This is a genomic window from Mesorhizobium sp. M0590 (assembly GCF_040320905.1).
Taxonomy (GTDB): domain Bacteria; phylum Pseudomonadota; class Alphaproteobacteria; order Rhizobiales; family Rhizobiaceae; genus Mesorhizobium.
The window spans coordinates 407207-433643 of the sequence record NZ_JAMYQN010000002.1 but is presented as its reverse complement, the minus strand read 5'-3'; the positions used below and the strand labels follow the sequence as shown (position 1 = coordinate 433643).

25 protein-coding genes and 1 tRNA gene are annotated in these 26437 nt (G+C 61.1%); 14 read left to right on the top strand and 12 right to left on the bottom strand.

The genetic code is table 11. From position 1 onward, the window contains the following. The first annotated feature begins 1 nt into the window (after position 1). Genes NKI52_RS05840 through NKI52_RS05820 form a run of 5 tightly spaced genes read left to right on the top strand, consistent with a single transcriptional unit; the run spans position 2 to position 5418 of the window. Entirely contained in the window at positions 2-787 is a 786-nt protein-coding gene (locus NKI52_RS05840; protein ID WP_352697312.1) for an SDR family NAD(P)-dependent oxidoreductase, read from the top strand. Between the two features lie 18 nt (positions 788-805). Beyond that, a complete protein-coding gene (locus NKI52_RS05835) occupies positions 806-2011 on the top strand; it encodes a CaiB/BaiF CoA transferase family protein (protein WP_352697310.1) in 1206 nt (401 codons plus the stop codon). Between the two features lie 2 nt (positions 2012-2013). Beyond that, positions 2014-2799 carry an enoyl-CoA hydratase/isomerase family protein gene (locus NKI52_RS05830; RefSeq protein ID WP_352697308.1) on the top strand — a complete coding sequence of 262 codons (786 nt, stop codon included), beginning with the start codon at positions 2014-2016 and terminating at the stop codon, positions 2797-2799. Then, positions 2796-4571, top strand: coding sequence for a CoA-transferase (locus NKI52_RS05825; RefSeq protein WP_352697306.1), 1776 nt, complete (start codon positions 2796-2798; stop codon positions 4569-4571). The genes NKI52_RS05830 and NKI52_RS05825 overlap by 4 nt, the downstream gene beginning before the upstream one ends. A gap of 13 nt (positions 4572-4584) precedes the next feature. Continuing rightward, positions 4585-5418, top strand: coding sequence for an SMP-30/gluconolactonase/LRE family protein (locus NKI52_RS05820; protein WP_352697304.1), 834 nt, complete (start codon positions 4585-4587; stop codon positions 5416-5418). A 26-nt stretch (positions 5419-5444) separates the two neighbouring features. On the opposite strand, the gene NKI52_RS05815 is transcribed toward NKI52_RS05820, so the two are convergent. Together NKI52_RS05815 and NKI52_RS05810 are read right to left on the bottom strand one after the other, a co-directional pair. Then, complete coding sequence (locus NKI52_RS05815) at positions 5445-5774, bottom strand: antibiotic biosynthesis monooxygenase family protein (RefSeq protein ID WP_352697303.1); 330 nt, start codon at positions 5772-5774, stop codon at positions 5445-5447. 153 nt (positions 5775-5927) lie between these two features. Next, positions 5928-6446 (bottom strand): EF-hand domain-containing protein, encoded by a 519-nt coding sequence (locus NKI52_RS05810; RefSeq protein WP_352697301.1) that lies wholly within the window; start codon positions 6444-6446, stop codon positions 5928-5930. A 175-nt stretch (positions 6447-6621) separates the two neighbouring features. Here NKI52_RS05810 and NKI52_RS05805 point away from each other — a divergent pair, with 175 nt between their 5' ends. Then, positions 6622-6888 carry a DUF3606 domain-containing protein gene (locus tag NKI52_RS05805; RefSeq protein WP_352697299.1) on the top strand — a complete coding sequence of 89 codons (267 nt, stop codon included), beginning with the start codon at positions 6622-6624 and terminating at the stop codon, positions 6886-6888. Between the two features lie 37 nt (positions 6889-6925). Here NKI52_RS05805 and NKI52_RS05800 read toward each other — a convergent pair whose 3' ends face one another. Together NKI52_RS05800 and NKI52_RS05795 are read right to left on the bottom strand one after the other, a co-directional pair. After that, positions 6926-7474, bottom strand: coding sequence for a DNA-3-methyladenine glycosylase (locus NKI52_RS05800; protein WP_352697297.1), 549 nt, complete (start codon positions 7472-7474; stop codon positions 6926-6928). Positions 7475-7568: 94 nt separating this feature from the next. After that, positions 7569-7898, bottom strand: a complete 330-nt coding sequence (locus NKI52_RS05795) for a hypothetical protein (protein WP_352697295.1) — start codon at positions 7896-7898, stop codon at positions 7569-7571. Positions 7899-8125: 227 nt separating this feature from the next. Here NKI52_RS05795 and NKI52_RS05790 point away from each other — a divergent pair, with 227 nt between their 5' ends. The 3 genes from NKI52_RS05790 (at position 8126) to NKI52_RS05780 (ending at position 10387) form a co-directional block, all read left to right on the top strand. Then, entirely contained in the window at positions 8126-8653 is a 528-nt protein-coding gene (locus NKI52_RS05790) for a metallophosphoesterase (RefSeq protein ID WP_352617723.1), read from the top strand. Positions 8654-8703: 50 nt separating this feature from the next. Further along, positions 8704-9999, top strand: a complete 1296-nt coding sequence (locus NKI52_RS05785) for a cytochrome P450 (protein ID WP_352697293.1) — start codon at positions 8704-8706, stop codon at positions 9997-9999. Positions 10000-10072: 73 nt separating this feature from the next. Continuing rightward, a complete protein-coding gene (locus tag NKI52_RS05780) occupies positions 10073-10387 on the top strand; it encodes a hypothetical protein (protein WP_352697436.1) in 315 nt (104 codons plus the stop codon). Positions 10388-10493: 106 nt separating this feature from the next. On the opposite strand, the gene NKI52_RS05775 is transcribed toward NKI52_RS05780, so the two are convergent. The 6 genes from NKI52_RS05775 to NKI52_RS05750 all read right to left on the bottom strand — a co-directional run bounded on the left by NKI52_RS05775 (position 10494) and on the right by NKI52_RS05750 (position 21222). After that, positions 10494-10727 carry a hypothetical protein gene (locus NKI52_RS05775; protein WP_352682983.1) on the bottom strand — a complete coding sequence of 78 codons (234 nt, stop codon included), beginning with the start codon at positions 10725-10727 and terminating at the stop codon, positions 10494-10496. 206 nt (positions 10728-10933) lie between these two features. Next, positions 10934-12475 (bottom strand): AAA family ATPase, encoded by a 1542-nt coding sequence (locus NKI52_RS05770; protein ID WP_352697290.1) that lies wholly within the window; start codon positions 12473-12475, stop codon positions 10934-10936. Beyond that, positions 12472-16572 carry an Eco57I restriction-modification methylase domain-containing protein gene (locus tag NKI52_RS05765; protein WP_352697288.1) on the bottom strand — a complete coding sequence of 1367 codons (4101 nt, stop codon included), beginning with the start codon at positions 16570-16572 and terminating at the stop codon, positions 12472-12474. The genes NKI52_RS05770 and NKI52_RS05765 overlap by 4 nt, the downstream gene beginning before the upstream one ends. Continuing rightward, positions 16565-19888, bottom strand: coding sequence for a helicase-related protein (locus NKI52_RS05760; protein ID WP_352697286.1), 3324 nt, complete (start codon positions 19886-19888; stop codon positions 16565-16567). Before NKI52_RS05760 ends, NKI52_RS05765 begins: the two co-directional genes overlap by 8 nt. A 171-nt stretch (positions 19889-20059) precedes the next feature. Further along, positions 20060-20136, bottom strand: a tRNA-Arg gene (locus NKI52_RS05755). A gap of 165 nt (positions 20137-20301) precedes the next feature. Continuing rightward, positions 20302-21222 (bottom strand): zinc-binding dehydrogenase, encoded by a 921-nt coding sequence (locus NKI52_RS05750; RefSeq protein WP_352697284.1) that lies wholly within the window; start codon positions 21220-21222, stop codon positions 20302-20304. A 202-nt stretch (positions 21223-21424) separates the two neighbouring features. Between NKI52_RS05750 and NKI52_RS05745 the strand changes: the two genes are divergently transcribed. Continuing rightward, a complete protein-coding gene (locus tag NKI52_RS05745) occupies positions 21425-22231 on the top strand; it encodes an AraC family transcriptional regulator (protein WP_352697282.1) in 807 nt (268 codons plus the stop codon). A 33-nt stretch (positions 22232-22264) separates the two neighbouring features. Here the strand turns inward: NKI52_RS05745 and NKI52_RS05740 are convergent, their stop codons facing one another. Continuing rightward, positions 22265-23155 (bottom strand): D-alanyl-D-alanine carboxypeptidase family protein, encoded by an 891-nt coding sequence (locus NKI52_RS05740; RefSeq protein ID WP_352588698.1) that lies wholly within the window; start codon positions 23153-23155, stop codon positions 22265-22267. A gap of 237 nt (positions 23156-23392) precedes the next feature. Here NKI52_RS05740 and NKI52_RS05735 point away from each other — a divergent pair, with 237 nt between their 5' ends. The 4 genes from NKI52_RS05735 to NKI52_RS05720 all read left to right on the top strand — a co-directional run bounded on the left by NKI52_RS05735 (position 23393) and on the right by NKI52_RS05720 (position 25642). After that, positions 23393-24499, top strand: coding sequence for a hypothetical protein (locus tag NKI52_RS05735; protein WP_352697280.1), 1107 nt, complete (start codon positions 23393-23395; stop codon positions 24497-24499). 76 nt (positions 24500-24575) lie between these two features. Further along, a complete protein-coding gene (locus tag NKI52_RS05730; protein ID WP_352697278.1) occupies positions 24576-25196 on the top strand; it encodes a nucleoside triphosphate hydrolase in 621 nt (206 codons plus the stop codon). A 70-nt stretch (positions 25197-25266) separates the two neighbouring features. Further along, positions 25267-25527 (top strand): hypothetical protein, encoded by a 261-nt coding sequence (locus tag NKI52_RS05725; RefSeq protein ID WP_352697276.1) that lies wholly within the window; start codon positions 25267-25269, stop codon positions 25525-25527. Continuing rightward, positions 25514-25642, top strand: a complete 129-nt coding sequence (locus tag NKI52_RS05720; protein WP_302893450.1) for a hypothetical protein — start codon at positions 25514-25516, stop codon at positions 25640-25642. Before NKI52_RS05725 ends, NKI52_RS05720 begins: the two co-directional genes overlap by 14 nt. Positions 25643-25663: 21 nt before the next feature. Here NKI52_RS05720 and NKI52_RS05715 read toward each other — a convergent pair whose 3' ends face one another. Further along, positions 25664-26368, bottom strand: coding sequence for a glutathione S-transferase family protein (locus NKI52_RS05715; protein ID WP_352588686.1), 705 nt, complete (start codon positions 26366-26368; stop codon positions 25664-25666). Positions 26369-26437 lie beyond the last annotated feature (69 nt).

Genomic DNA, 26437 nt, shown 5'->3' with positions numbered 1-26437 from the left:
TATGGATCGTCTCAAAGGGAAAACCGCAATCGTCACCGGCGCCGCCGACGGCATCGGCCACGCGATCAGCGAGGCGATGGCAAGGGAAGGCGCGCACGTCTTCCTCGGCGACATCGCCGACGAGAAGGGTGAAAAATTCGCAGCCGAGCTGCGCGCCGCCGGCCACCGCGCCGACTACATCCATTGCGACGTCGCGGACGAGGCCGATATCGCCGCTCTTATCGCCGCAGCCGTCGGCAAGACCGGCCATCTCGACATTCTCGTCAACAATGCCGCCATCGCCATCGGCGGCATGCCGGTCCATGAGATGACCGACGAGCAGTGGCACCGGCTGATCGCGGTCAACCTGACCAGCGTGTTCCGCGGCTGCAAATATGCGCTGCCGCACATGATCGCGCAGAAATCCGGCTCGATCATCAACATGGCCTCGGCGCAAGGTCATATCGGGCTCGACGGCTGGACCGCCTATGCCGGCGCCAAGGGTGCGGTGATGGCGATGACGCGCCAGATGGCGGTCGAGTTCGGCCCGCTCAACATCCGCGTCAACTCGATCTCGCCCGGCACCATCAACACGCCGATGAACGACAAATTGGTCAAGGAGATCGGCGGCAATCTCGCCAAGGCCTGGGTCAAGATGCATCCGCTCGGCCGCATCGGCAAACCGTCCGAGGTGGCCGAAGCCGCCGTCTATCTGGCCTCCGACGCCGCCGGCTTCACCACCGGTACCGACCTGCGCGTCGACGGCGGCCTCACCGCAGCACCCCGCTACGTACCCGACCTGCTTTGACAACCAACGAGACATGAAATGAACAAAGCCCTCGAAGGCGTCCGCATTCTCGATTTCAGCCATCTGCTGCAAGGGCCGTTCGCCACGCAGCTGCTCGGCGACATGGGCGCCGACATCATCAAGATCGAGCGTGCCGGCGCCGGCGACATGTTCCGCGGCATGACCTTCTTCGCCAAATGGGTCGGCGGCTCCGAAAGCCCGAATTTCCTCGCCTGGAACCGCAACAAGCGCTCCATCGCGCTCAACCTGAAAAGTCGCAAGGTGCATGCCATCATCATGGACATGGCTGAGAAGGCCGATGTGGTGGTGCAGAATTTCCGCCCCGGCGTGCTCGCCAGGCTCGGCTATGGCTACGAGGACTTCAAGGCGGTCAATCCCGCCATCATCTATTGCTCGGGCTCCGGCTATGGCGAGGAGGGCCCCTATGTCGAGCGCCCCGGCCAGGACATGCTGATCCAGGGATTGTCCGGGCTGATCTCCAACACCGGCCGCGGCGATCAGGCTCCTGTTCCGGCCGGTGCCGGCCTGGCCGACCAGATCGGCGCCATGAACATGGTCTATGGTATCCTGTCGGCGCTCTACTATCGCGAGAAGACCGGCAAGGGCCAGAAGATCGAGGTCAATCTGCTCGCCGGCATGCTGGCGCATCTCAATCAGGAATATGTCGCCGTGCTCAATCTCGGCGAGGATTTCGTGCGCCCGAATTCCGGCATCGGCCACCCCGGCATGCAGGCGCCGTTCGGTGTCTATGAAGCGAAGGACGGCGGCTATGTGTCGATCGCCATGAGCCCGTTCAAGACGCTGTATGAAGTGCTGGAGGCGCCGCAGCTTGCTGTCTACGACGATCTGAAGACGCTGTTCGACAGGCGCGACGAGGTGTTCGACAAGGTCAACGCCGAAACCAGGAAGTTTGCCACGCAGGACCTGCTGGCGCGGCTGCTGGCAGCCGACATCTGGTGTGCCGAGGTGAAGGACATAAGGCGCGCAGCCGAGGACCCGCAGGTCAAGCACCTGGGCATGATCACCAGCTACGATCATCCGCGCGGCGGCAAGGTCAGGGTGGTCGCGCCGGCGGTCAAGATGAGCGAGACGCCGCCTACCATAGAGCGGCCGGCACCGCTGGTCGGCCAGCATGGCCGCGAGATACTGGCCGAGTTCGGCCTCTCCAGCGGCGAGATTGCAGCGCTTGAGGCGTCCGGCGACATGACCGTGGATGCTGTCTGACGATGAGCGTTTACCAGACACTCAGCTTGGAAATATCCGGGCGCGTCGCAGTCGTCACCTTCCGGCGCGCCGATCAGCTCAACGCCATGAACCAGCTGATGCAAAGCGAGATCACCGATGTTTTCGAGGCGCTGTCGCAGGATGACGGCGTCGGCGCGATCGTGGTGACCGGCGAGGGGCGCGGCTTCATGGCCGGCGCCGACATCAAGGAATACGCTGCCCAGACAGCTATCGAGTTCGACGCCTTCCAGGCCGCCGGCACGCGCATGTATGCGGCGGTCGAGAACAACCGCAAGCCGGTCATCGCCGCGGTCAACGGCTTTGCGCTCGGCGGCGGCATGGAGCTGGTGCTGTGCTGCGACATCGTCATCGCCAACCAGTTCGCGAAGCTCGGCCTGCCCGAGATCAAGCTCGGGCTGGTCCCCGGCGGCGGCGGCACCCAGCGCAGCGTCCAGAAGCTCGGCCGCAACCGCGCCAATTTTCTGCTGATGACCGGCGCCATCGTGCCGGCTTCCGAGTTCGTCGGCGCCGGTCTGGTCAACGAGATCGTCGATGCCGAAAGGCTGATGCCGCGGGTGCTGGACCTTGCCGAGATGATCGCCGCCGAACCGGCCGCAGCGATCGAAGGGCTGAAAGCGCTGACCGCGCATGCCGTTTCGGGCGATCTGGCCGACGGCCTTGCCATGGAGCGCGATGTCCTGGGTGGCCTGTACCGCAGCGAGACCGGCCAGCGGCGCGTCAAGGAATTTGCTGAAAAGAGCGCGACGCGGCCGAAGGCTGCGAAATGACGTCCCTGGTCAAGCAAAACCGGCCGCGCTTCACCGATGTCGAGGGCCTGGCCGCGATGGTCGGCGGCGGCGACGTCTTCGGTGTCGGTGGCCATCATTTTGCCCGGCTGCCGATCGCCTTGTTGCGGGCCATCGCCCGCTTGGGCGTCAAGGATCTTCGCTATGTCTGCTGGGCCGGCGGCCTGCCGCTCGAACTGCTTCTCGAAGCGAATGCCGTGGCGGAGGTCGATATCTGCTTTTCCAGCCTCGATATTTTTGGCTTGCCGCCGCGCTTCCGCGCGGCTGCCGAGACGAATGCCGTGCCGGTTCGCGACTGGACGGCGCTGGCGATGATCCAGGCGCTGCGGGCGGGGCAGCAGAACCTGCCGTCGATGCCGTTTCAGCTTCCGGAGGGTTCGGACATGCTGGCGCGCGTGCCGGGTGCGATCGCCGCGCCCGATCCGATCGCGGGAATCACGACCGGGATCATCCCGGCCTTGCGGCTCGATACGTTCGTCGTCCATGCCCAGCGTGCCGACGAGAGCGGCAATGTCCAGATCATCGGGCCACGGGCGCTGGACTTCGCCATGGCCGGGGCGGCGCGCCAGGTGCTGGTCACGGTCGAGGAAATCGTCCCGGTCGGAGCGCTGCGGCATGATGGTCGGCAGAGCATTTTGACCCGCAACCAGGTGTCGGCGATCGCGCTGGCACCAGGCGGCGCCTATCCCGCCTCCTGCCTGCCATTCTATGTGACGGATTATCAAGCGTTGGCGGGGGCGTTCGCGGCCAAGGAAATACCTTTGTCGGACAGCCTGAGCATGCCTTCGGAAGGCGTGCCGGAGCGGGTTCAAGACGCTGCAAAAGTCCGCGCTGAAACAGTCCTCGCAATGCCCAGGCTCGTGCACGGCAACAAGGAGGCGTCCATCGACGAGATCATCGCCGCCCGCATCGCCGCTGAGCTCGACAATGAGAGCTTTGCCAGTGCCGGCGCGGTGTCGCCGCTCGCCAATGTCGCCTACCGGCTGGCCAAAGCGACGCACGCGCCGGACATGATCATCGCCACCATGAGTTGCGGCCATCTCGACATAGCACCGAGCCCGATGATCCTGTCGCTGATCGAAAGCCTCGATTGCGAGACGGCGGTGGCGCATGCCGGCGGCGACGACACCTATTCGACCTACTACCAGGCCGGCGCGGTGACGCATGAGATCGTCGGTGCCGCGCAGGTCGACCGCCGTGGGCGCGTCAACACCATTGCGCTGCGCAAGCGTGACGGCAGCCTTATCCGGCTGCCCGGGCAAGGCGGCATGGCCGACGTCGCCAACATGCATCGCGATTATCTGCTCTACGTCCCCCGCCATTCCGTGCAGTCGCTGGTCGAGACGGTCGAGATTGCCAGCTCGGCGCGCGGCCTGTTGACTGAGGCCGAACGCGAGCCGATGGGCTATCGGACCGGCGCGGCATTGGTGTTCACCGACCTTTGCGTGTTTCGGCTCGACGGGGAGAGCCGGCAATTGGCCGTCATCGAGACCATGCCGGGCGTGACGCGCCAGCAGCTCCAGGATGCCACCGGCTTTGCCCTGACATTCGATGCCGATTGCCGCCAAGTTGCGCTACCCTCGAACGAGACGCTCGACATCCTGCGAAACCGCATCGACCCGCTCGGCCTGCGGCGCCTCGAATTCGTCAGCGCCAGGGAGCGCAGCGCGCTGATCGCCGAGATCCTGGCCACCGACCGGCGGATGGTCGAGCGCTGCATCGCCGCACAGCGGTCGCATGCTGCACCGGATTGAAGAGGGGTGGCGCATGGCAAAGCCGTTGCTCGAAATGTCGGCCGCGAGGGTCTTCTTCGATGGCATCTTCACCAGCCCGCGCGTCGCCCATCCGGAAGGCGTGGCCATCCATCGCGACGGCTCGATCTGGTGCGGCACCGAAACCGGCGACCTGCTGCGCTTGGCCGCCGATGGCGGCTCGGTCGAACGCATGGGCGGCACGGACGGCTTTCTGCTCGGCATCGCCTTCGATAGCGCGGGAAACTGTTTTGCATGCGATTTGAGACATTCGGCGATCTTTCGCTGGGATGCCGCGACCGCTGATATGACGCGCTTCGCCTCGGCCGGCATCCGCGTGCCGAACTATCCCGTGATCGACGAGACACGCGGCTGGCTCTACGTGTCGGACAGCGTAGGCGAAGACAACCGCTCCGGCATTTTTCGCTACGATTTGAAGACCGGCGAAGGCGGCCTGTGGTGCCGCGAGACCATGGCCTTCGCCAACGGCATGGCGATGGCGCCGGGTGGCGATGGGCTTTACGTCGTGGAAAGCCATGCGGCCTGCCTCAGCTATGTGCCGATCCGTGCCGACGGCACGGCAGGGTCTCGCCAGCTCGTTGTGGAGGGCGTGAACAACGTTCCCGATGGCGTCGCCTTGGCACCGGACGGGTCGCTGTTCATCTCTTGCTACGAGCCGAGCCGCATCTACCGCTGGCGAAAGGATAGCGGGCTCGAGGTGGTGATCGAGGATCCGGCGGCAACGACGCTCGCCCACCCCACCAACATCGCCTTCAAGGGCGACAAGCTCTACACCGCAAATCTCGGCCGCTGGCACATCACCGAAATCGACTTGACGGCGATTTCTTAGATCGGGCCGAACCGGGCGGCGCTGCCCTATCCCAGCCGCCCGTGACTCGATCGGATGCGCAACACCTGCACCCGCGACGGCAGCTCGATCAGGAACTCTTCGTCCCGCTCGAGATGGTGGATCCTCGTCGGATCGCCGCCGGTGAACGCCGCCATCGCCTCGACGTTTTCCCAATAGGAGATCGTCACGAATTCCGAATGGGTCGGCGTGTCCTCGCGAAAGGTCTGCACGCCCAGCGCCTTCTCGATCAGCGGCTTGATGCCGGCTTGATAGTTGTAACTCTCATAGGCATCCGCCTTTTCAGGCACGGTTCTGCCGCGCCAGACACGGGCGATGTTTGGAGTTTTCTCTGTCATAGCCATTGAATTCCTGCTGTCTTGAACCGTTCCGACCCGGCATTCGGCTTGGCAAGGCCAGCCAGGGAATGCATCTGCAAGCGACGGTTTTCGCCCCCCGGTTGACGTGGGCGCTACCTCCGCTAGGGGCCTCATTGCCGACCGCTAGGAGACCTACTCCTGATCCTCGGCGCCTCCTCCGTGGAAGAAGGACCGGATTTCCTGCATGTCGACGCTGCCGTCACCGTTCTCATCGACGGCGTTGAATATTCGCCCGACGAAATCCTGGACTTCGCTTTGAGAAACCGCGCCATCGCCGTCCGCATCTACTGTGGCGAACATCATGCGCATCCTCGCGCCATGCATCCCGCGTGCAATGTCACCGCGGCCTCCCATCTCCCAACCTCGGTCAGGCGGGCCCATCCTGTAGCCGCGATGCCAGCGGTCGGGACCTCGCCGTTCTGCCCGGGGCGCGCGATCCTCCTGCATTCTCTCCTCCAGCATTTCAGTCATCATCTGGCGCATCATTTCGCGCATGGCATCCTGGCTCTGCCCGCTCATTGCGGGCGACGGTTCGGCGCCACGATCCGGTGCCGGCGCGGCGGGCGCAGGTGGGCTCGTCTGGCCGAATGCCGGCGCGGCCAACATGGCCAGCGCCGCGGCAATTACGGTGGTTTTGCTTGCGAGCGTCATCGTATTCTCCATCGGTATGAATTGTAGCCGAATATGTCTGCATCCAAGCCAAACCGGCTGCTCGCCTCATGGTTCCTGGGCAGTCGGCACGACGGCGCAAAAGTCCGCCTGGTCGCGGCAACGAAAGCCGCTTGCCCACGTTGCCATTGATGCGAAGCTCCACCAGGAGGAAAAAATGGCTGACGATAAGAGCAAGCGGGATTTCCGCAACCGCGATCGCGTTGCTGCGGAAGACGACCGTGAGGTCGAGTATTTTGCCCAACAGAACGGCATCACCGCCGACCAGGTCCGTCAGTTGATCAAAAGCTTTGGCAATGATCGCGGCCGGCTGACCGTAGCCGCGAAAGCGTTGCGAGGGATTTCACCTGCCGGAGCCGACGAGGTGACCAGGGAAGCCCGCCAGCAGGCGACACCCATGCATCTCGGCAAACCCGACGAGTGATGCCGCGGGGGCAGCTGCTCTGCCGCTGCCGCGGGCATCAGAACCTGCGGCTCAGATAATCCGAGTCGCGCAGTCCGAACCGCCACTCGGCATCGACAGCCTTGGAAATGCCGATCCGGCGGCCTGTCAGAACGGCGCCGGCGTCGCCCGGCGGCCTGAATTCGAATGGCGGCAGGTCCAGGGGCAGCCCGTCAAGGGATTTGTCGATTGCCAGCGCCTGGCAAAGGCGACCCGGTCCCGAACAAAGCAGCCGGGGGTCGTCAACGCCGCGATTGGCCCGCATCACCTCCAGCCCTAATCGCGGTTCGATTGCGCGGATAAGCACGGCACTGCCGGGCAGGCACACGGCATTGAGACACCAATGCAGGCCATAGGAGCGATAGACGTACGCGCTGCCTGGGGTGCCGAACATTGCACCGTTGCGCACCGTCCTGCCACCGAAAGCATGCGAAGCCGGGTCATCCGGGCGATAGGCCTCGGTCTCGACGATGACGCCGCCAACGCCGTGCACAAGCAGCGTGGCGCCAATCATGTCGCGCGCCACGATGGTGGCGTCACGGGCAAAGAATTGATGGGTGGTGGTCATTGTGCAGCAGACTCGGTCGCGCCTGAACCTGACGCGACAACAAGGTCCCGGACCGGACACAAAATGTCCAGCCGCAGCGCTCGGATGAAGATATTCAGTGCAGCATGGCTGCGCCGATGAAAACCGCCGCGGCCAGCACGACGATGGCGGCAATCACCAGGACCGGCCAATATCTGCTCGGTTGGACGTCGGGCTCATCCTTCAGCGGGCGCATCGCATTGGCATAGCTCGCCTGGTTGCTAAACTTCGGCGTTTCATGGCGCGCGGCAGGGCTCTTCGGCGGAGCGTTCCCGGCTGATTCAGCGTCGGTCTCCATGGGAGCCGCAGCCGGATCGATGCCCGGGGTCTTGTCCCCTTCGCGCCCGGCATCGATATCGCCCCGCGCTTGCGCCGGGCTTCGCCCAAGAGGTTCTGCGTCGGTCATCGTCGAGGTCCTTTCAGAGCATCGGCCTCAAGCATTCTAACCTGCGTCTCATTTCAAAGTTCCCCCGTTTCAAGGTTCCCCCGTTTCAAAGTGCCAACGAGCGGAAACCGCCTAGGCCTGCTTCCAGGAACAACCGGCGATCGAGCGGGTTGAGCAAGCATCGGGAGAGCAACATGGACTTGGTGCGCCACGCGCCCAGATCGGCAGTTCGAAACAGGCTCCAGCGCATGATCTACTTCACCGCCGACACGCATTTCAGCGACCCGCGCATTTTGCGCATCGACCGCCGCCCGTTCGGCTCGCTGGCGGAACATGACCGGTCGCTCATTGCGTTCTGGAACGAGACTGTCGGGCCGGACGACGAGGTCTGGCATCTCGGCGATTTTGCCAGGGGATCGGCCGCGTTCGTGTCGTCGCTTCTGGCGTCTCTTCATGGCAGCAAGCATTTGATCATCGGCAACAACGATGCTGCGGCCACCATCGAGGCCACAGGTTGGGCGAGCACCCAGCACTACAAGGAGCTGGCGCTCGACGGCAGTCTGCTGATCCTTTGTCACTACCCTTTTCGCACCTGGAACCAGATCGGCAGGAAATCGATCGACCTGCATGGCCATTCCCACGGCAGGCTGACCCCGGTGACGCGCCAGTATGACGTCGGCGTCGACAGCTGGGATTTTCGTCCGGTCACGCTGACCACCATCCTTGCCGGCCGCGGCCGAAGGGCGGCGCGGCAAAGCCGTCAAAAAGTCGAGTGATCGAAAGTGCCGGCCGTGCGTTGAGGAATTTCAACGCCAGGGAGCACGCCATGAACAGACGTGAACTGATCGATGCCGATGGCGGCAATCATGCCGCAAAACCCATTCCGCGCGCCGCGTTCGATAGCACCTTGGCCCTGCTGCGCGAAGGCTATGACTTCATTTCGGCCCGCTGCCGGCGCATGAACACCGACATCTTTGCCACGCGCCTGATGCTGCGGCCGGCAATCTGTGTCCGCGGTGCCGAGGCTGCCGAAATGTTCTATGGCGGCGACCATTTTACCCGAATTGGCGCGATGCCGCAGACCACGCTGCGTCTGCTGCAGGACAAGGGCAGCGTCCAGGCGCTCGACGGCGCCGCTCACCGCCACCGCAAGGCGCTTTTCCTGTCGATCCTGTTGGATGGTGACCAGATCGAGCGGCTCCGCGCAACCTTCTGTCGCGCCTGGCTCGACCAGCTGGAAGACTGGCAGCGGCGTGACGAGATCGTCCTGTTCGACGCCGTAAACCTCGTCCTGACCCAGGCGGCAGCGGATTGGGCCGGCATCCCCGCCGACAAGGATCGCGCCGAACTCTGCCGCGAGCTCAGCGGCATGGTCGAGAACGCCGGCGGCATTGGGCGATCGACCATGCTGGCGCTGTGGCGGCGACGCCGGACCGAACGCACTATCGGCGAGCTTGTATGGCGCGTTCGAAGCGGCGCGCTTGATTTGCCGGCAAACAGCCCGGTCCGCCTGGTCAGCGAATATGTCGATGCCGAGGGAATGCCGCTCGATCTTGCCAGTGCTGCGGTCGAGATCATCAACGTCATCCGGCCGGTTGTCGCCATCGGCCGCTTCATCGTGTTTGCGGCGCTGGCGCTTCACCAGCACCGCCAATGGTACGATAAGTTCGCCGCCGGCGATGACAACGGGCTGGAAGCCTTCGCCGAGGAGGTTCGCCGGCTCTATCCGTTCTTCCCGTTCATCGGCGGCCGCGCCCGCCACCCCTTCGAATGGAAGGGCTACCGCTTCGGCAAAGGCGACTGGGTTCTGCTCGACCTGCACGGCACCAACCACGATCGCCGCCTGTTTGTGGAGCCGGACCGATTTATCCCGGAGCGCGGCTTGAGCTGGAAAACCCACGGCTTCGACTTCATCCCGCATGGCGGCGGAGATCCGGCGACTACCCATCGCTGCCCCGGAGAAGCCGTCACCGTCGCGCTGATCATGGAAGCGGTTCGCCTGCTGACGCGGTCGATGGCCTACCAGGTGCCTGATCAGGATATGACCGTCTCGCTTGCCCGCATGCCGGCGCGGCCGAAATCCGGGTTCAGGATAGATAATGTGCGGCGAAAACCCGGCTGAAAGGCTGCCGGTCGAACCGGAACCTCTGCGGAGCTGAGGCGTTCGAAAATTGCAAGGCGTAAAGGCAAACGCAATGGCTCAGAAGATCACGACAGGCGCGAACGACCGGCCGCGCAATGAAACCATCGGCCAATCCGGCGAAGGCCTGCCGGACGACAGCAGCAGGCCGCTCGAGGTCGACGAAGGCTGGGTCGCCCGGCTGAGAAACAAGCTGCGGGGCAAGCCCCGGCAAGCCGGTCAGACCAACACGGACGAAGTCCCCGCAGGCACTCCAGGCGCTGGCGAGAATATTTGCCGCCGCTGTGCAGGGTCAGGCATGATCGACGGCCGCACCTGCCCCGAATGCGGCGGAACCGGCAAGGTGACGACGCCGATAGGCGGAGGCTGAGCAATTCCAGGAAAAGTGTGAAGCGGTTTTCCGTCCGGTATTTGCGTCAAACAATAAGATAGGCCGGTTCTGCGTTTCCGCGGAACGATGAACCGTCCAGCGCCGGTCAGATCGCCGGCACCCACTTCCAGAACACGCCTTCCTTGCGTTCGGGGTAGTGCTTGAACTCGCATTCGAAGCGCCAACCGTAATTCTTGGCGGCGGCAAGCGCCTCCTTGCTGACCGGGTTCATGCCGGTTCCCGGCGCAAACCAGTCCTCCAGCAAGTCGTCGGGGATATAGGCGCCGATCCTCAAAGGCAGCTTTTCGAGGACGACATCCATTTCGGGCGGTGCGGACACGGGGCGCTCCTTTCGAGAACTACCCAGAAAAGTTTTCCGAAGCGGATTGGGTTCCAGGCCACCGGTTAGATAAAACGTGAGCGCGGTGGGCAGGACTGATTCGACGTTCAGCTTTACGAGGTGGCGATGCAGCAATGGTCGACCGAGCGGCTAAAAATTCTAGTGCCTGCCGGCCGGGCGCGCTAGCCCCACGCCGCACGGTTCAGCTAGGTGATCGTATTGTCGGTTCGTACGGCCTCGAGCGCCTGTATTGCTGTCGTCGCACCTTCTACTTCTTGCCTGGAGGGACTAGGTGCGTTGGCATGCGTTTGCGGGTTTAAAACGCCAGCGCGGTACATCCGAAGATCATTAAGTATTGGCCCCAATCTCTGCGCACGATTTTGGCCGGGTAGAGCAGTCCATGCAGCTATTGCATTCAACAAGACTTCAGAATCGTTGTCTTTGGGATTCATCGTGAAAGCCGTTTGAACTCGGCGTCGTTCGCAGAAACGCTTCAGACCCCACTCGAACGCCCTTCTCGCTGATGTTGCGGCCGAAGGAATTGCATTGGCCGCGAGCTGCGCCGCGCATTCGTCCAGCGTTGCGCGAAGCACATCGCCGTTGGGCGTCTTCACCGATGGGGTGGCTCTACCACCATCCCCATCAGCGTAGATCTCGGCCCAGGTCCATGCATCTGAACCATCGTGGAACTGACGGGCCATATCGAACCAGACCCGATCGTGGGTAAGGATCACAGTCTGCCAATCCGGAAAATATTCTCGGAGTAGGCGAAGCACGGGAATGCGATTGTCATGATCAAGGCCGATCAAAACATCATCGAGAACGAGCAGTTTCAGTCGTTCGCCGCCTTCCGGCACGCAGGCAAGGCGCCCGCCGAGATACATCGCTAGCGCGAAAGCAGAAAGGCGCGCCTCGTTGAGAAACGTCTGGGGCGTACGCAGGTCCTTGCCGTTGAAAGCGATCGCGGGGAATAGCTCCCGTCCGGTGATAATCCGGTCCCGCTTCCACCATTGGTGCTGATAGGTGACCCCGCCAAATGTGAATGATTTGACCTCGACGGAAGCACCTAGCATTGTGTGAACCAGCTTAACTAATCGAGGATGCAGGGCCTCAAGCGCTATGCGGAAGCCTTCGTTGAATGCAATGCAAGCCTTCTGAACCGGCTCTAGCGAACTATTGTAGTTCCAGGGCTTTGAACGCTCAATTTCCGCCCAAAGTTGGCCGATCGTCTTCATGATGCCGCCTTCCGTTGCCACAGCAAAATCGGCGAGCAGCACCGTCACCGAGATGTCGAAGAGATTCGGTCGATCGTTGCCGTGGATGTAGTTGGTATCCAGAAGAGCACGATAATCGAGGCACGATTTCCGTAATGCGGCTTCAGCTACACGCGCATCAGCGCCGGGCAAGCGTATAGGATGCCGAGTGCTCGACCAAGGAATTGAAGGAGTTCCGTCGTTGAACACAACATCTATCCGAAAGTCTGTGTCGGGTCGGCCCGAAAAGACATTCTTGACCGAAGCGATTACCGGCGGCCGCATTGCGAAGAAGTGGCGCAACGCTTGAAAGATCGACGACTTGCCGGCGCCGTTTTCCCCATAGACCAGCAGATTCTTTCCTGCCAGATCAAACGTGATGGGGTTCGGAAAGGCACGGAAATCGCAAAGAGAAAGTGTATTGATCCGCAAGGCCTTTGGCGCCGCAGCTTGCTCGCCAGCGGGAGGTGGTACGACATTGATTTCCTGGGTCATTCCTTGCCCTCAATAATACGCACGACCTCGAGGGCCTGTAGATCGAAGAGCATCGCGTATAGCGGGTGCGAGGACACGAACACACGATTGCTGAACTCCTCGGCCGCCTTCACCAGCACCACACCTTCTAGGCCCGCGAGCTGGCCAAGACCCGCGCGTTCGGCCTCGTCGAACAGGGTAAGGCCTCGGGCATGGAGATCGGTTTGGAAGAAGAGTTCATAGACGAGCCCGTTGAGTAGTTGTTCAAGACGGTTGTCGTCACGATTGCCTATGATTGCCAGAACCAGCGTCTCGATCAGCGCCTGTTGCGATTTCGGAGCTTTCGGAATCGGAATCTGGGAAACGTATTGCTGCGTAAACTCAAAAAAACCACCCTGCTTGCTCGCAAAAGTGTGCTGCGTTATCCACCATGAGAGCGCGCTATTTAGGATTCCTATTATATATTCAATATCCTCATGTACAATGAAGCTCGCCTTGTTCACACAGTAGAATGAGTCATAGTCCAAGGCATATTGAGCGCTGCCTTGAATTTCAGGGACAAATATTTTTGGCTTTTCGAACGACTGCCAATACGCAACATTGTCTTGGATTTCATACCATTTGTACGAACCGGCCTTCCGGCCTCTCCATGCTCCATTTTGAGCATCTTTCCAGCTTGAGGGCTTGGGAGCTAGCGCCTCCTGATGGCGTGCAAGGTGAGCCGCTATCGCCGGATAGGCTTCAAGGTCAATCCCCTGCCGCGTGAAGATCAGCCACAAGTCTTGCGGTTCTACGCGCCAGCGCTTGATATCGCGTCCACGCAGAAATGGCTTGATGATTTCGGCGGAGCTCGCATGATCGGCGATCAGCTGATCCTTGGTTTGTCCGTCGATGACGAAGGCGTCATTGAAGCCGGTTTTGATGCCATAGTAGAAGCACCCCTCAACGTATTGGCCAAGCGGCATGCCCGCCGCTCGGATGCGTTCCAAAAGCCCGCGTTCTGCCTGCGGCTCCAGTTGCCAGCCATCAGTGGTAAGCGCCCTCTGCGGCATGTCGAAGCCGATCTCATCCACCAGCTTCGGAAAGCCCTCGACCTCGGATTTGTCACGATCTGCCGGCCAGTTCATCACACGCAGGCTATCGGTATCTTTCGGCATCTGGACCAGAGCAGTGCGGCGTGTGGCAATGATGATGGTGGGATAGGCGATGGCGTCGAACACTTCGGCGTCGCCGAAATCGACAATGCGGCGGAGCTTCGTCTGCCTGTTCATCCAGCCGCGCAAGTTCGTGCCGTACTTGGCGCGATACCATTTGTTCGACGTGATGTAGGCAAAGGCGCCACCGTGATTGAGAAGTTCGACGCCGCGCTGGATGAAGTAGACAAACAAATCCGCTGTGCCCGCGTAGGCGCCGAGCGGGTTCCCATTTTTGTCCTTACCGCCATAGTATTTTTCGAGCAGCGGCTTCTGATCCTTGATTGCCTCCTGGCGGACATAAGGGGGGTTGCCGATGACGAGATCGAACCGCGCGGACAGGCCGAACATCCATTCGGGATCGAAGAAGGGGGCGGCTGCATTTTGATCGAATGGGTCCCACGACGCCATCAGCTTCGCATCTGTTTCCGGCAGGCCGCGATCGGATTTGAGAAGGTCCGCCAGTTCATCGCGCAGGCGGGCGATGTCCTCGCGACGCAGGCGCTTCGTCCGCGCTGTGCGAGCGCTGAAGTAGCGAGCGTTCATGGACTGGAGTTCAGCTTCCTTCTCCGCGATCTTTGTATTGCGGAACAGATCGGTTTGAGTGGACCTCTCGATCGGGATCAGACTGTTGGCAGCGACGAGCTTGGTTTCCAGATTGGGAAGCGCCGTGATATTGGCGTTATCCTGATCGCGGTCGATCTTCTGGCTCACCACTAGTGAGATGAAGAAGCGCAGCTTCGCGATCTGCACGGCAATGGGTTGGATATCGACACCGAACAAGCATTTATCGATTAGATACAGCTTGCGCGCGTAGTCCGGCTTGTTAGCGTCCGAGAAATCGTGATCGAGTTTAGCAAGGACGGCTTCGGCCTCGTCGATCTCGGTTTCGCGGCGAGAAGGATCGGGTGTTTGCTTTGCCGCCACCAGGCGGATTTCGAGCGGGCGTCGGTTCTGTGCCTTCCACCGTGCGTTGTCCGGATCAAGCCGGTGCAACACATGTATGAGTTTCTGAAGCAGGCCCATAGGGAACGCGCCCGATCCGCAGGCCGGATCAAGCGCCTTCAAACCGTCGATCGCGGCGATCAGCGTGCCTGTTTCGGTATTGCCGAACGGGTTGCCGCTCTCTTTGAAAGATAGGAGGCTTCTTAAGCGCGAGCCAAGATCGGCGCTGTCGGCCACTGTGCCGCCGTTCGACTGCGACGCGCCGGTAAGATCGAACTCGCCGGGCATTGCCATGTCGAGCGCCTGCTGCTTCGGCTTACCGCGCTCGGGCTCCACGGGCTTTGTCGACAGGCGGCGCTCGAAATACGCCACCAGCGCCTCATCGACCATGTAGTCGACCACTTCGCGCGGGGTGTAGAACGAGCCGGATTTCTTGCGCGCCGTAGTGCGCGTGTCGGCGTTGTAGCTTGCCAACAGGTTCTCGAAGACCTTGCCGAGCAGTTCCGGATCGAGCGCTACCTCTTCCTCGACTGGCGTGTTCTCCTCAACAGTGAATTTGTAGCGGGAGAAGAGTTCGATCAGGCCATCTGCCTCATAGGTCCTGCCCTTGGTGTCGTATTCCTCGTTGAGATCGACCTTCTCGGCCTTGGCGAAGAAAATCTTGTTGGGCACCTTAAGCGGGTTTTCCGTGCGCTCGGAGAAGCCGTCGATGCGGATGACATCCCGCGTGCCTTCTTTGACTAGGCGCCACCTAAGATCTGGATTGCGTTCCAGATCGCGCGCCGAGACTTCGCGATCCAGGCATTCGAAGAGCCCGCCATTCAGGAACGGAACCTGCTTGAACAGCCTTAGTGCATCATCAGGATCGCGGAAGGCGTCCCGGAACCGATAGACCGTGTGGATCAGATACTGTCCATCGAGGCCGCCAGCGGTCGCCTTGGTTCTCCATTTCCGATCATCGGACATCTCGGTGTTGAGGGTGGCGAAGAACAGGTTTTGCAACACCGCCTTATAATAGGTGCTGCTCTCGCGTCGGAGGGCCGCGTCTTCGTTCAGCAGCTTTTTCAGCTCGACCGGATCAAACAAGGCATCGGGGACGAGGTCCTTTTCCTTGATGAACCAGACAAAGATAAGCCGTGTGAGAAGGCGGATGACCGCTATCTGGTTCTGTGCCTCGAAGGCTTCCTTCTTAGCTTTCGGATCGGACGCGTTGTCGCGCGCGCGGAAGGCTGCAGGGAACTCGACCTGCTTTACCGACCAGAAGTACCAGTTCGCCAGTTCCTGATAGAATTTCTTGTTGAGCGTCTGCGCCGACAGAGCCTCGATCCAGCCGTCATAGAGATCCCGAAAATTCGTTGGCGTACCACGTCCGCGCACTCTCACATTGGCCAGCGCGATATCGCAGAGAATATCGACATGAGCGCGATGTGGCGCGGCAAGTTTGATGTCTTTGACGATCGAGATGCGTTTTTCGACGACATCGCGCGAGCCGTCCTTCTTGTTCGGGCGGCGGTCGATGACGGCGAGCGAAGCGAAGCCACCGTGCTTGAACAGGATCAAGGCCGGCATCGGGAACAGCCGGTTGATCTCGCGGGTGATACCCGCCAGCGCGCCACGGCTCCACTCCTCACCCTCAAGTTCAATCGCCAGGAAGACGAAGGACTCGATGATCGAAGTTCGATAATCCTGCTGGCTCGCAAACAAATCGCGGTTGCCTTGAGCAAGGATCGGAATTTCGTCGTTTGTCAGTTGGAATAAGAAATCAACGTGTTTCCATTTGGCTGTCTGGGCGTCGCGCTTGGTCGCAAGTGTCTCTGACCTGTCGATGAACTGAAGGAAGGCTGCTGGCGTGCCGTCGAGATCAACTGTCTTGCGGCTGGCGTAACCAAGCGCACCAAAAAGCCCCGTGGTGGCCTGCTTAGCGGGATGCCCCGCCAGCGCCTTCAAAGCAGCTTGAACCTGGGCGCGCATGTCAGACATCGGGGGCTTCCGTTTCCCGCTTGATGACTAACCATGTCACGAGATCGAAGTCGGAAGCCGTTTTCGGCAGTTTTGTATCGTCGACCAGCTTACCGCCGCGCCCGGCGAAAAGATTTCCGATATTCTTCTTGTCGGACTGGGATGCAATGGCGCTGATGGCGGCGTCAAGCAAGGTGCTGTACCGCCCCATTGCCCTGCCGTCCGATGTCTCTTCATCGAACAAGTTGCAGAGCTTTGCATACGGCTCGGTTTTTCCCTGGCAAACCGCACGGAAGATTTCCAGCACCTGCTTCGGCGCCGTGAAATTGTAACGGATTTCGCCTGTTTCGCGCGCATAGACAAGAAAATATGGCTGGAGCGGGTTTACCGTTTCGGTTCCCGTCGACGTGATCAGTTGCTTGAGGCAGTAGATCGTTCCGGGCTGAATGGTGGGATAATCAGGATGCGGCGGCACCACCGCATAGAGTCCTAGCGGTGCATCGTTGAGCCGTTCACGGTTCGCCTCGATATAGCCCAACAACTCTATCCTGAAATCGTCGAGCGTGAATTCATTCAAGGCAACCGATTCGTTGAAGTCCTCAAGGTCGAGAACCTCATCCTTCAGGCGGAGCAATTGCTTGTCTCGATAGCGGAGATCGTCTTGGATTAGCTCTTCGATATCCTTGGTTTGAAGGATGTTGTCCTCAGATGTTGCCGAGATATCGACAAGCGCCATACGCGCTTCGACCCGATTTTTGAGGTTGATATATTTGTTGAGATCGGGCGTGGGCCAGAAATTCACCAGTTGGATATCGCGGTTAAGGCTGCCGATACGATCAATTCGCCCGAAGCGCTGGATTATCCGAACCGGGTTCCAGTGAATGTCGTAGTTAATGAGATAGTCGCAATCTTGAAGGTTCTGGCCTTCCGAAATGCAGTCGGTGGCGATCATAATGTCGATCTCGCCATCCTGCGGCATAGATTTGATCCTTGCGCGTTGTTTCGCGCGGGGTGAAAAATTGGCCAGAATTTGCGAAAACTCGGCCTTTCCGAAGGTCGTGCGGTTTGACTTCGAGCCTCCGGACACAAGCGCGATGTGAACGCCAAGCGTCTTACGCGCCCATTCTTGCAAGGAGTCGTAAAGATAGGCGGCGGTGTCAGCGAAGGCGCAGAACACAACGACTTTGCGATTCTCCTCGCCTTGAGTGTTGCGTTCGGGATACCTGACTTTGTGCTCGATTAGCTTCTTAATTTCGGCCAATTTCGCGTCGCGAGAACTATCGACGGATTTCGCTGCATCGGCGAGCAACGCTAGCTGCTGTTTGTCCGTGGCGAGGTCCTTTAGCCAACGATCTACATCGAGGTGCGCCATCTCGAATTTGAGCTTGGAGCCGACCTGAAAGGCTTGCGTCAGATCCTCGTCGTCTTCATCCTCGGCTGCAAATAAATCAGGCTGCAAAGCTTCGGCCGTTGCCCGTGTGTGAAGCTTGTAATCGCGGAGCCGCTTCTCAAGCCCCTCAATCTTTGTGAGTGTCCGTTCCATCGTGATCGCAAAAGCGTGGACCGAGCTTTCAAGCCTCTTGAGAAAGTTGACCTTGATCATCCCGATCAGGAACCTTTCGCGATTTGCTTGCGAAAAGTTCGCGATCTTCCGCTCTTCGTATTCGGCCGAAAAAGAGGGCAGGACGTATCGCGAAGGATTGAATAGCGAGAGTTCGTATTTCGAAATCTCGTCGTTCAGCCGATCGTAGGACAGAAACCTGCCCCTAAGATCGATCTCGGAAAACACCGAAAGCGGTTTGCGGCGCCTTGGAAAATGGCCGATCTTTTCGAGCGATGCTCGGTAGTACTTTTTGATGTGGTTCCGAGACCTGGCAATCGTAAGCTCGTCGAGCAGCGTAAAGAATGCTGCCGGAAGTCGATCCATAAGGTCGCGCGCATCTCGTTCGCCGCTGCGCCGAGCCCACTCCATGAAGGTCCTTTGAGCGGTAGATAGAGTGTCTTTGATGCTGTTGATCGCCAAGTCTGGAGCAAACGCCGCGTCGCGGCCTTCCGTGACAAAGTAAACTTGGTTTCGAAGATCGCGAAGATCGTTGTTGACAGGAGTCGCCGACAGCAAAAGGACTTTGGTCTTGACGCCCTTCTTGATCACATCGTCCATAAGCCGTTCGTAACGGCTTTTTCGGACGATGTTACCGTCCTCGTCGCGCTTGCCCTTGGTGTTGTTCCTGAAGTTATGTGATTCATCGATCACGATCAGATCGAAGTTGCTCCAGTTGATCGTTGATAGATCGATCCCGTCAACCTTCCCGGTTTCGCGCGACAGGTCTGTATGGGAGAGCACCGTGTAGCTGAAGCGATCCCGCAGGAACGGGTTCAGATCGCTGTTGTTATGCGCGAGGAAAACGGTCCAGTTATCCCGAAGTTTTTTAGGGCAGAGCACCAGAACCCGGTGGTTTCGGAGCTCGAAGTACTTGATTACCGCGAGAGCCGAATACGTCTTACCTAGACCGACACTGTCCGCAAGAATGCAGCCGTTATGCGCGTTGATCTTATGGATTGCACCTTTCACACCGTCTTTCTGAAAATCAAAAAGTGCGTTCCAGATATCCGTGTCGACGATCGCGGTTTGCTCGAAAAGTGCTGCATCCGCGTCTTGTCCCGAAATAAACCGCTCAAACACATGGTAAAGCGTCTTAAAATAGATGAACTCTGGCGGATGATTGACGTAGAGCTGTTCCAAATAGCGAAGAACTTCTTCCTTTACATCCGAAACGAGGTTCTGATTATCCCATATTGCGTCGAACCATGCCTTCAGGTCCGAGCGATCGCGGTCGCTATCTACGATCAGGTTGAGTTCGATGTTTGGCGCGCTTGATATACCCAATCCACGCCGGGTGAAGTTTGAGCTTCCAACGATCGCATGCTCACGACGGCCGTCGTCGACGTGATACATTTTCCCATGGAGGAAATTTGCGTCGAGAACAGAACGAATGTCGACCTTTTCGTTCAGCCAGTGGGCGCAATCGAACGCCACTTGTCGTTGCTGGAGGCGGTTTGCGAGCTCCAAACCGTCGTCTTCGAGAGCGAACCGCTTCCGCTCCGTTTTCTCAGGGTCTAAGGATCCGATGAACCGGGGCTCACCGAATAGGAACCGCAACCGATCAATTCCATCGAGAGTGGGCTTGAGGGCTTGGTAGGCATGGATTGTGAAGTATGCTGAAACAACTGACAGCGCACTTCCATCCAAAATCCTTAACTTCAAGAAGTCTGCGACACTTCCTCGCGAATGGTTATCGCGTATTCCGCTCATCGATCCTGGCAACAAATCAGCCATCTTTCCATCCCGCCGTAGGCGACGGATCAATAGCTTTCTCGGTCGCCGCGTGTTGGCTATAACCGATCGCGGGTTGCATCACCATAAAAACTAAGTGCGCCAAGGTTAGCAATTTTGATGTATGCCCGTGTCAAGCGACGAGCAGAAATTCCAAATGAAATCAGACAGAATTGGCGCACCCGACAGGATTCGAACCTGTGACCTCTGCCTTCGGAGGGCAGCGCTCTATCCAGCTGAGCTACGGGTGCCTTCAGGATCGGTGATCCCAAAAAACGAACCAGCCGGTAAACCGGCCAGCCACGGCTTCTTAGCGGAAGCAGGCGCCGGCTTCAACGGGCAATCGCCAGCGGGCTCAAGTTGCCGTAGCAGCCCGGGGGGAGACAGACACCGTCCCGTCCGGCGCCACCGCCTGCTCATTCTGTCACGGTAAGCACTGCCTTGCCGCTGATGCTGCGCTGCCGCAGCGCGTCGAGAGCCTGGGCGACGTCCCGCCACGGCACGGTCAGGACCACGCGCGTTTCCAGCCGGCCGGCTGCGATCAGCGCGAGCAGCGAGGCGATGTCGGCGCCAACCTCCGGACCGGAAGCGTAGTAGGCGAAGGTCTGCAGCCGCGCGCCTTCGTGACCCGGAACGAACTGGCGGAAGCCGATGGGCGTGAGTTCGCCGCTGCTCGAGCCGAACATGACGACGGTCCCGCCGGGCCCGATCCGTTCGATCGCGTGGGCGAGGCTATCGCCGCCCACCGATTCGGTAATCAGCGAGAACAGTCCTTCGGCCAGCTCGATCGTTTCGACGACCCGCTCGGCTCCGAGGCCGCGGAGATCGTCGGCATGCCGTTCAGCGGCGACCGCCACCACCGACGCGCCCTGCTGGCGGGCGATCTGGATCTGGAAACGGCCGACCGCGCCGCTTGCGCCGGTAATCAGGACCCGCTGGCCGGCCAGGTCGCCGCCGAGGCGCAGGGTCCGCAGCGCGGTCGTGCCCGCGACCGGAACAGTGGCGGCGGCGACGAAGCTGACGTCGTCCGGCAGGACGGCGAGGTGGTCGGTCGGAACGGCGACCCGTTCGGCCCACCCGGCCTCGTCGACCAGAGCCGCAACCCGGGCGCCGACGGCCGGCCCGGAGCCGTCGGCCGCGGCGCGCTCGACAATTCCGGCGACGTCCTGGCCAGGCACCCAGCCGTTCGGACGGATGTTGAGCAGGCGCAGTTCGCCGCGGTTCAGCGAGACTGCCCGGACCGAGACCAGCGCCTCATGCGGGGCGGGCTCGGGCTCGCCAAGCTCGGCGAGCCGCAACCCGGTGGCGCTGTCGGAAGATGTGACCAAGGCGAGCATTGCTATCGTCCCTTCTTGCTGCGTGGCGGACGCCAGCCTGTTTTCGTGCGCCGGGCTTGTTGGTCCGACGTTCAGAACGCAAGCAGGGCATGACTAAATGGAAGGCCGCCTGTCGGCTTCTGAGTTACTCATCCCTAAACTATCGACTTTCCTGTTTGAGTAATTTAGATATCTTGGCAGTTGATCGCTAAAATCAGTCAATATGAGACAGCCTCTCCGCTACCCCTGGCCTTTCGATCCGGATGATGTCCTCGCGCCGGCAATCGCCGTGCGCGTTGACGTTACCGAAACCAGGGCGGAGGTGCCGGACCACCACCACCGCAAAGGGCAACTCGTCTTCGCACTGGGCGGTGGCGTCACATGTCGCGTCCCCAGCGGCCTGTGGATGGTGCCGCCGCATTGCGCGGTGTGGATTCCCGGCGACATGGAGCACAGCAATATCGCGACCGCCAATGCCCGGATTTTCTTCGTCTATATCGAGCCGGGAGCTGCCGACCTGCCGGACCGGTGCTGCACGCTTTCGATCACGCCGTTGCTGCGCGAGCTCATCTTAGAGCTGACGGATCGCGTTGAGGACGATGACGCGAGGGGCGAGCTCCTGACCAGGGCTCTGCTCACCGAACTGCCGCGCATGCCTGTCCAGCAGCTGCATTTGCCGATCTCGTCCGAGCCGCGCTTGAGGCGCATCGCGGCGGCGTTGGCGCAAGATCCTGCCGATCGCAGTACCCTGGCGGAATGGGCCAGTCGCGTCGCGCTCAGCGAGAGCAGTCTCGCACGTCTCGTGGTGAAAGAGACAGGGCTGACCTTCGGGCGCTGGCGCCAGCAACTGCACTTGATCGTCGCAATGCGCGAGCTGGCCTCCGGCGCCAGCGTGCAGCAGGTTTCGGCCGATCTCGGTTACGAATCGGTCACCGCCTTCATCACCATGTTCAAGAAAGCGCTTGGCAAGCCGCCGGCAAAGTATCTCAGCAGTGTCGCGCAAAACGGCGGCTCTGCGTTTGTCGCCTGAACCCGCACGCGGTCAACACTCGGACTTCAACTGTCACTGCTCCTCGGCATACAGCAGCCGCGTCTTTGCCTCGGAGGTCGGCAACAGGCTGCGCTGGATCAGCGCCTCGACGTGGTCGTTGCGCTGGCGCGCGCTGTCGGCGCCCATCACCACGATGATCAGCCTGTGCCCGTCCGCATTATAGGAGGTGACGATGTTGAAGCCCGAAGCCCTGATGTAGCCGGTCTTGATGCCGTCGACCCCGCGCACCCGGCCGAGCATGTCGTTGTGGCCGCGCACCAGCCTGCCGCGGAACATGAAGTCGCTTTCAGAGAAATAGTGGAAATGCTGCGGGAAGCGGGCGTGCAGCGCCATGCCGAGCACCGCCATGTCGCGCGCGCTGGTGTGCTGGTCGCCGTCCGGCAGGCCCGAGGCGTTGCGGAAAACGGTGCTGCTCATGCCGATCTGACGCGCCTTGGCGGTCATCATGCCGGCGAACGCCTCTTCGCTGCCGCCGAGATATTCGGCAATTGCGACCGCCACGTCATTGGCCGATTTGACGACGATGGCGCGAATCGCCGAATCGACGTCGATGGTCTCGCCGCGCCTGAACCGCAGCTTGGTCGGCGGCTGCCGGGCGGCGTTGTCCGACACCGGGATTTGCGTCTCCTTGCTGATGCGGCCCTGGTCCAGCGCCTCGAACAGGAGGTAGAGCGTCATCATCTTGGTCAGTGACGCCGGATAACGCGGCGCCGTCGAATTGACCTCGAACAGCGTCTTGCCGGTGCCGGCATCGATGACCATGGCGGCATATTTCTGCGGCGGCGCCGGTACCGCCAGCACGCTGTCGGGCGGCGTGACAGTCGTGCAGCCGGCAGCAAACAGCAGCAGCGCCAGCACCGCGACGCATTTGTGGATGGACGAAAAGAACCGGAAGGCGGACAAGTCAGTTCCGAAGGCAGGCAGTTTCTGAGACGAGGCGAAGCTATCTTAACGCAAAGGCACAGTCCATTTGGTTAATATCGGTCTGGCCCTCGAACGGTGCCCTGTCCACAGGCCGACGTGGCGCCGCCTGATGTGAATTGCCGGCCACCGCGTTTGCGCAACCGGCGGCGAGTGGGCTTTGCTGGCGCCGGCAGAATCGGGCCGCCAGAATCGGGCTGGCAGAATCGGTAGGTGCACATGGATATGGTCACGATCACGGCGAAGGGCATTTCGGTATCGGTCGATCTTGCCGTCGGCCATCTCGCCGACATGGCGATCGATATCGATGGCCGCCGGCTGAAGCCGCTGCATCGCGCGCCCTGGGTCGGCGAGCCGCGCGAGATGCTGCCGAAAGACCTGCCTGAAGGGACGGTCCACCTGTCCGGCGATTTCCTCTGCGCACCCTTCTCGATCAGCGACGTCGAAGCGGCACCTTTGCATGGCTGGCCGGCAAATAGTCGCTGGGACGTCGTCGACAGCGCGGCAACGGCCGACGGCTGGCGCGCCGTCTTCCGCCTGCAGCGCCCGGTTATGGGCGCAACCGTCGACAAGATCCTGACCTTGCGCGACGATCATCCCTTTCTCTATCAGGAACACGTCTTTTCCGGCGGCGCCGGCGCCATTCCCGTCGCCCACCACCCGATGACGGTGATGACGGCCGGCGGCAGACTGGCCTTCTCGCCCAAGCGCCTTGCCGCAACGCCGAGTGAGGCGCCGGAGCCCAATCCCGCCCGCGGCCGCTCGTTGCTCGCCTACCCGGCGCGAACCGCCGACCTGACGCGCTTTCCCGCCGCCAACGGCGGCACGATTGACCTGACCACCTATCGCATGGACCAGCTGCGTGAGGACTTCGTGACGCTGGTCGAGGCTGATCATGGCGGGCCGGGCTGGACCGCGCTGGCGCGCCAGGCGGAAGCCGATCTCTTGCTGGTGCTGAAGAACCCGGCCGAACTGCCGGTCACCATGCTGTGGGTCAGCAATGGCGGGCGCGATTATGCGCCATGGAGTGGCCGCCACCGCGGCGTGCTCGGCATCGAGGACGGCCGCACGGCCGTCGGCCACGCCGCATCGCTCGGCGACAATTGGCTGAAGCGCGAAGGCGTGGCGACCGCCTTTGCCCTTTCCGAAGGGCGCCGCTTTTCGTTCCGCCATGTCATCGGCGCACTGCCATGGCTATCCGGCGAGCCGCCGCACGACGTCACGACCTCGCCGGGCCGCATGCGCATCCTGGCGGCTGACGGTGCCGTGCGCGACATCGGCTTCGACGGCGATTTCCTGCGGATCGGTCAATCCAGGCCCGATTGAAGGCTTGGCACAATCCGGCGTTTGAAATTTTCGAAAACTGCCGCCAAAATGCGCCAGAACCATCTTATGGATGCCAATGTCAGAAATCGCCCACATCGCTGCTGTCATTTTCAAGCGCGCCGGCAAGGCACCGCGCTTCATCGTTGCCATTGCGGGCCCTCCCGGCGCCGGCAAATCGACATTGTCGGCAGGCTTGCACGACTTGCTGCCGGAAGGCACGGCGGAAGTCGTGCCGATGGATGGCTTCCATTACGATGATGTCATGCTCGAGCGGCGCGGCCTTCGCGCGCGAAAAGGTGCCCCGGAAACCTTTGATTTTGCCGGCTTCGAAGCGTTGCTGAAGCGCATCCGCGCCGGCGAGCCGGATATCGCCATCCCGGTCTTCGACCGCAGCATGGAGCTGTCGCGCGCCGCCGCTGCTATCGTCGCCGCCGAGACCAAATTCATCCTGGTCGAAGGCAATTATCTGCTGCTCGACGAAGAACCTTGGACGCGGCTGGCGCCGCTGTTCGACTTCTCGATCTTCGTCGATGTGCCGCGCGCCGAGCTCGAGCGCCGACTGCTGGCGCGATGGCACGAGCACGGCCGCTCCGACGAGGACGCGCGCGCCTGGATCGCCTCTAACGATATGCCGAACATCGACCGCGTGCTTGCCCGTCGGCGGCCCGCCGACCTGGTGGTCGGCGACCTGGCCTGACTTGCAAGGAACCGCCCGGCCGGAACCTTGACAGTTTCAGGCCGTTATCCCGGATACGGCAATTGTGCCCATGAGGGAACCGTTCGATGGAAACCATGGCAAGAAAGCCTGCGCCCGCCAAGGGCAGGGCAACACGATCAAAAGCCACTCGAGTGAAAACCAGCGCCGGCCCGGCAGCGGCGGCCCGCTCCAAGGATGCGGCAAAGCCCAGCTTTGGCAAGGCGGCGCCGAAAAAGGTGATGCCTGCCGCGACCAAAGCCGCTGCACCCAAGCCCAAAAGATCGGCAAGCAGCAGAGGATCGATCGCAGGCAGCGCAATGCGCACTGTTAAAGCAACGGCCAATGTCGCCGCCGGTGCCGTGCTTGCCACCGCCAAAGGTGCGGCGTCGCTTGCTGCTTCCGTAGTCGGCAAGGGCGGCTCAAAACCCCGGACCAAGGCAAAATAGCCGAGCGGAATCGATGTAAGATCAGCTTCTGGCCGGAATGGTGAGGCCCCTCTGCACCGCCGGCCGGGCGAGGCCACGCTCCAGCCATGCGCCCACGCTGGGGAAATCGTCGAAACCGACGAGTTCCCGCGCCTCGTAGAAGCCGATCAGATTGCGCACCCACCCAAGCATCGAAATATCGGCGATGGTGTAATCGTCGCCCATGATCCAGCTGCGGCCCTTGAGCCTCGTTTCGAGGACGCCGATCAGCCGTCGCGACTCGTCGCGATAACGTTCCAGCGGGCGCTTGTCGGCGATTTCGCGCCCAGCGAATTTGTGGAAGAATCCGACTTGGCCGAACATCGGCCCGATCGAAGCCATCTGGAAGAACACCCACTGGATCGTCTCATAACGCAGCGTCGCGTCTGCCGGCACCAGCTTGCCGGTCTTGTCGCTGAGGTAAAGCAGGATGGCGCCGGATTCGAACAAGCCGATCGGCTTGCCGCTCGGGCCGTCCGGATCGATCATCGCCGGTATCTTGCCGTTCGGGTTCAAAGACAGGAATTCCGGGGTCCAGCTCTCGTTCTTGCCGAGATCGACGGCATGCGGCTCGTAAGGCAGGCCAAGTTCCTCCAGCGCGATCGATATCTTCACCCCGTTCGGCGTCGGAAACGAATAAAGCTGGATGCGGTCGGGGTGGCTCGCCGGCCAGCGCCTGGCAATCGGAAACGCGGACAGATCGGTCATCGAAACTCCTGGTAGGGGACCGCGCCGAGCGGCACGGTCATGGCAGGTCGCAGAGAATTAGGCGCGACG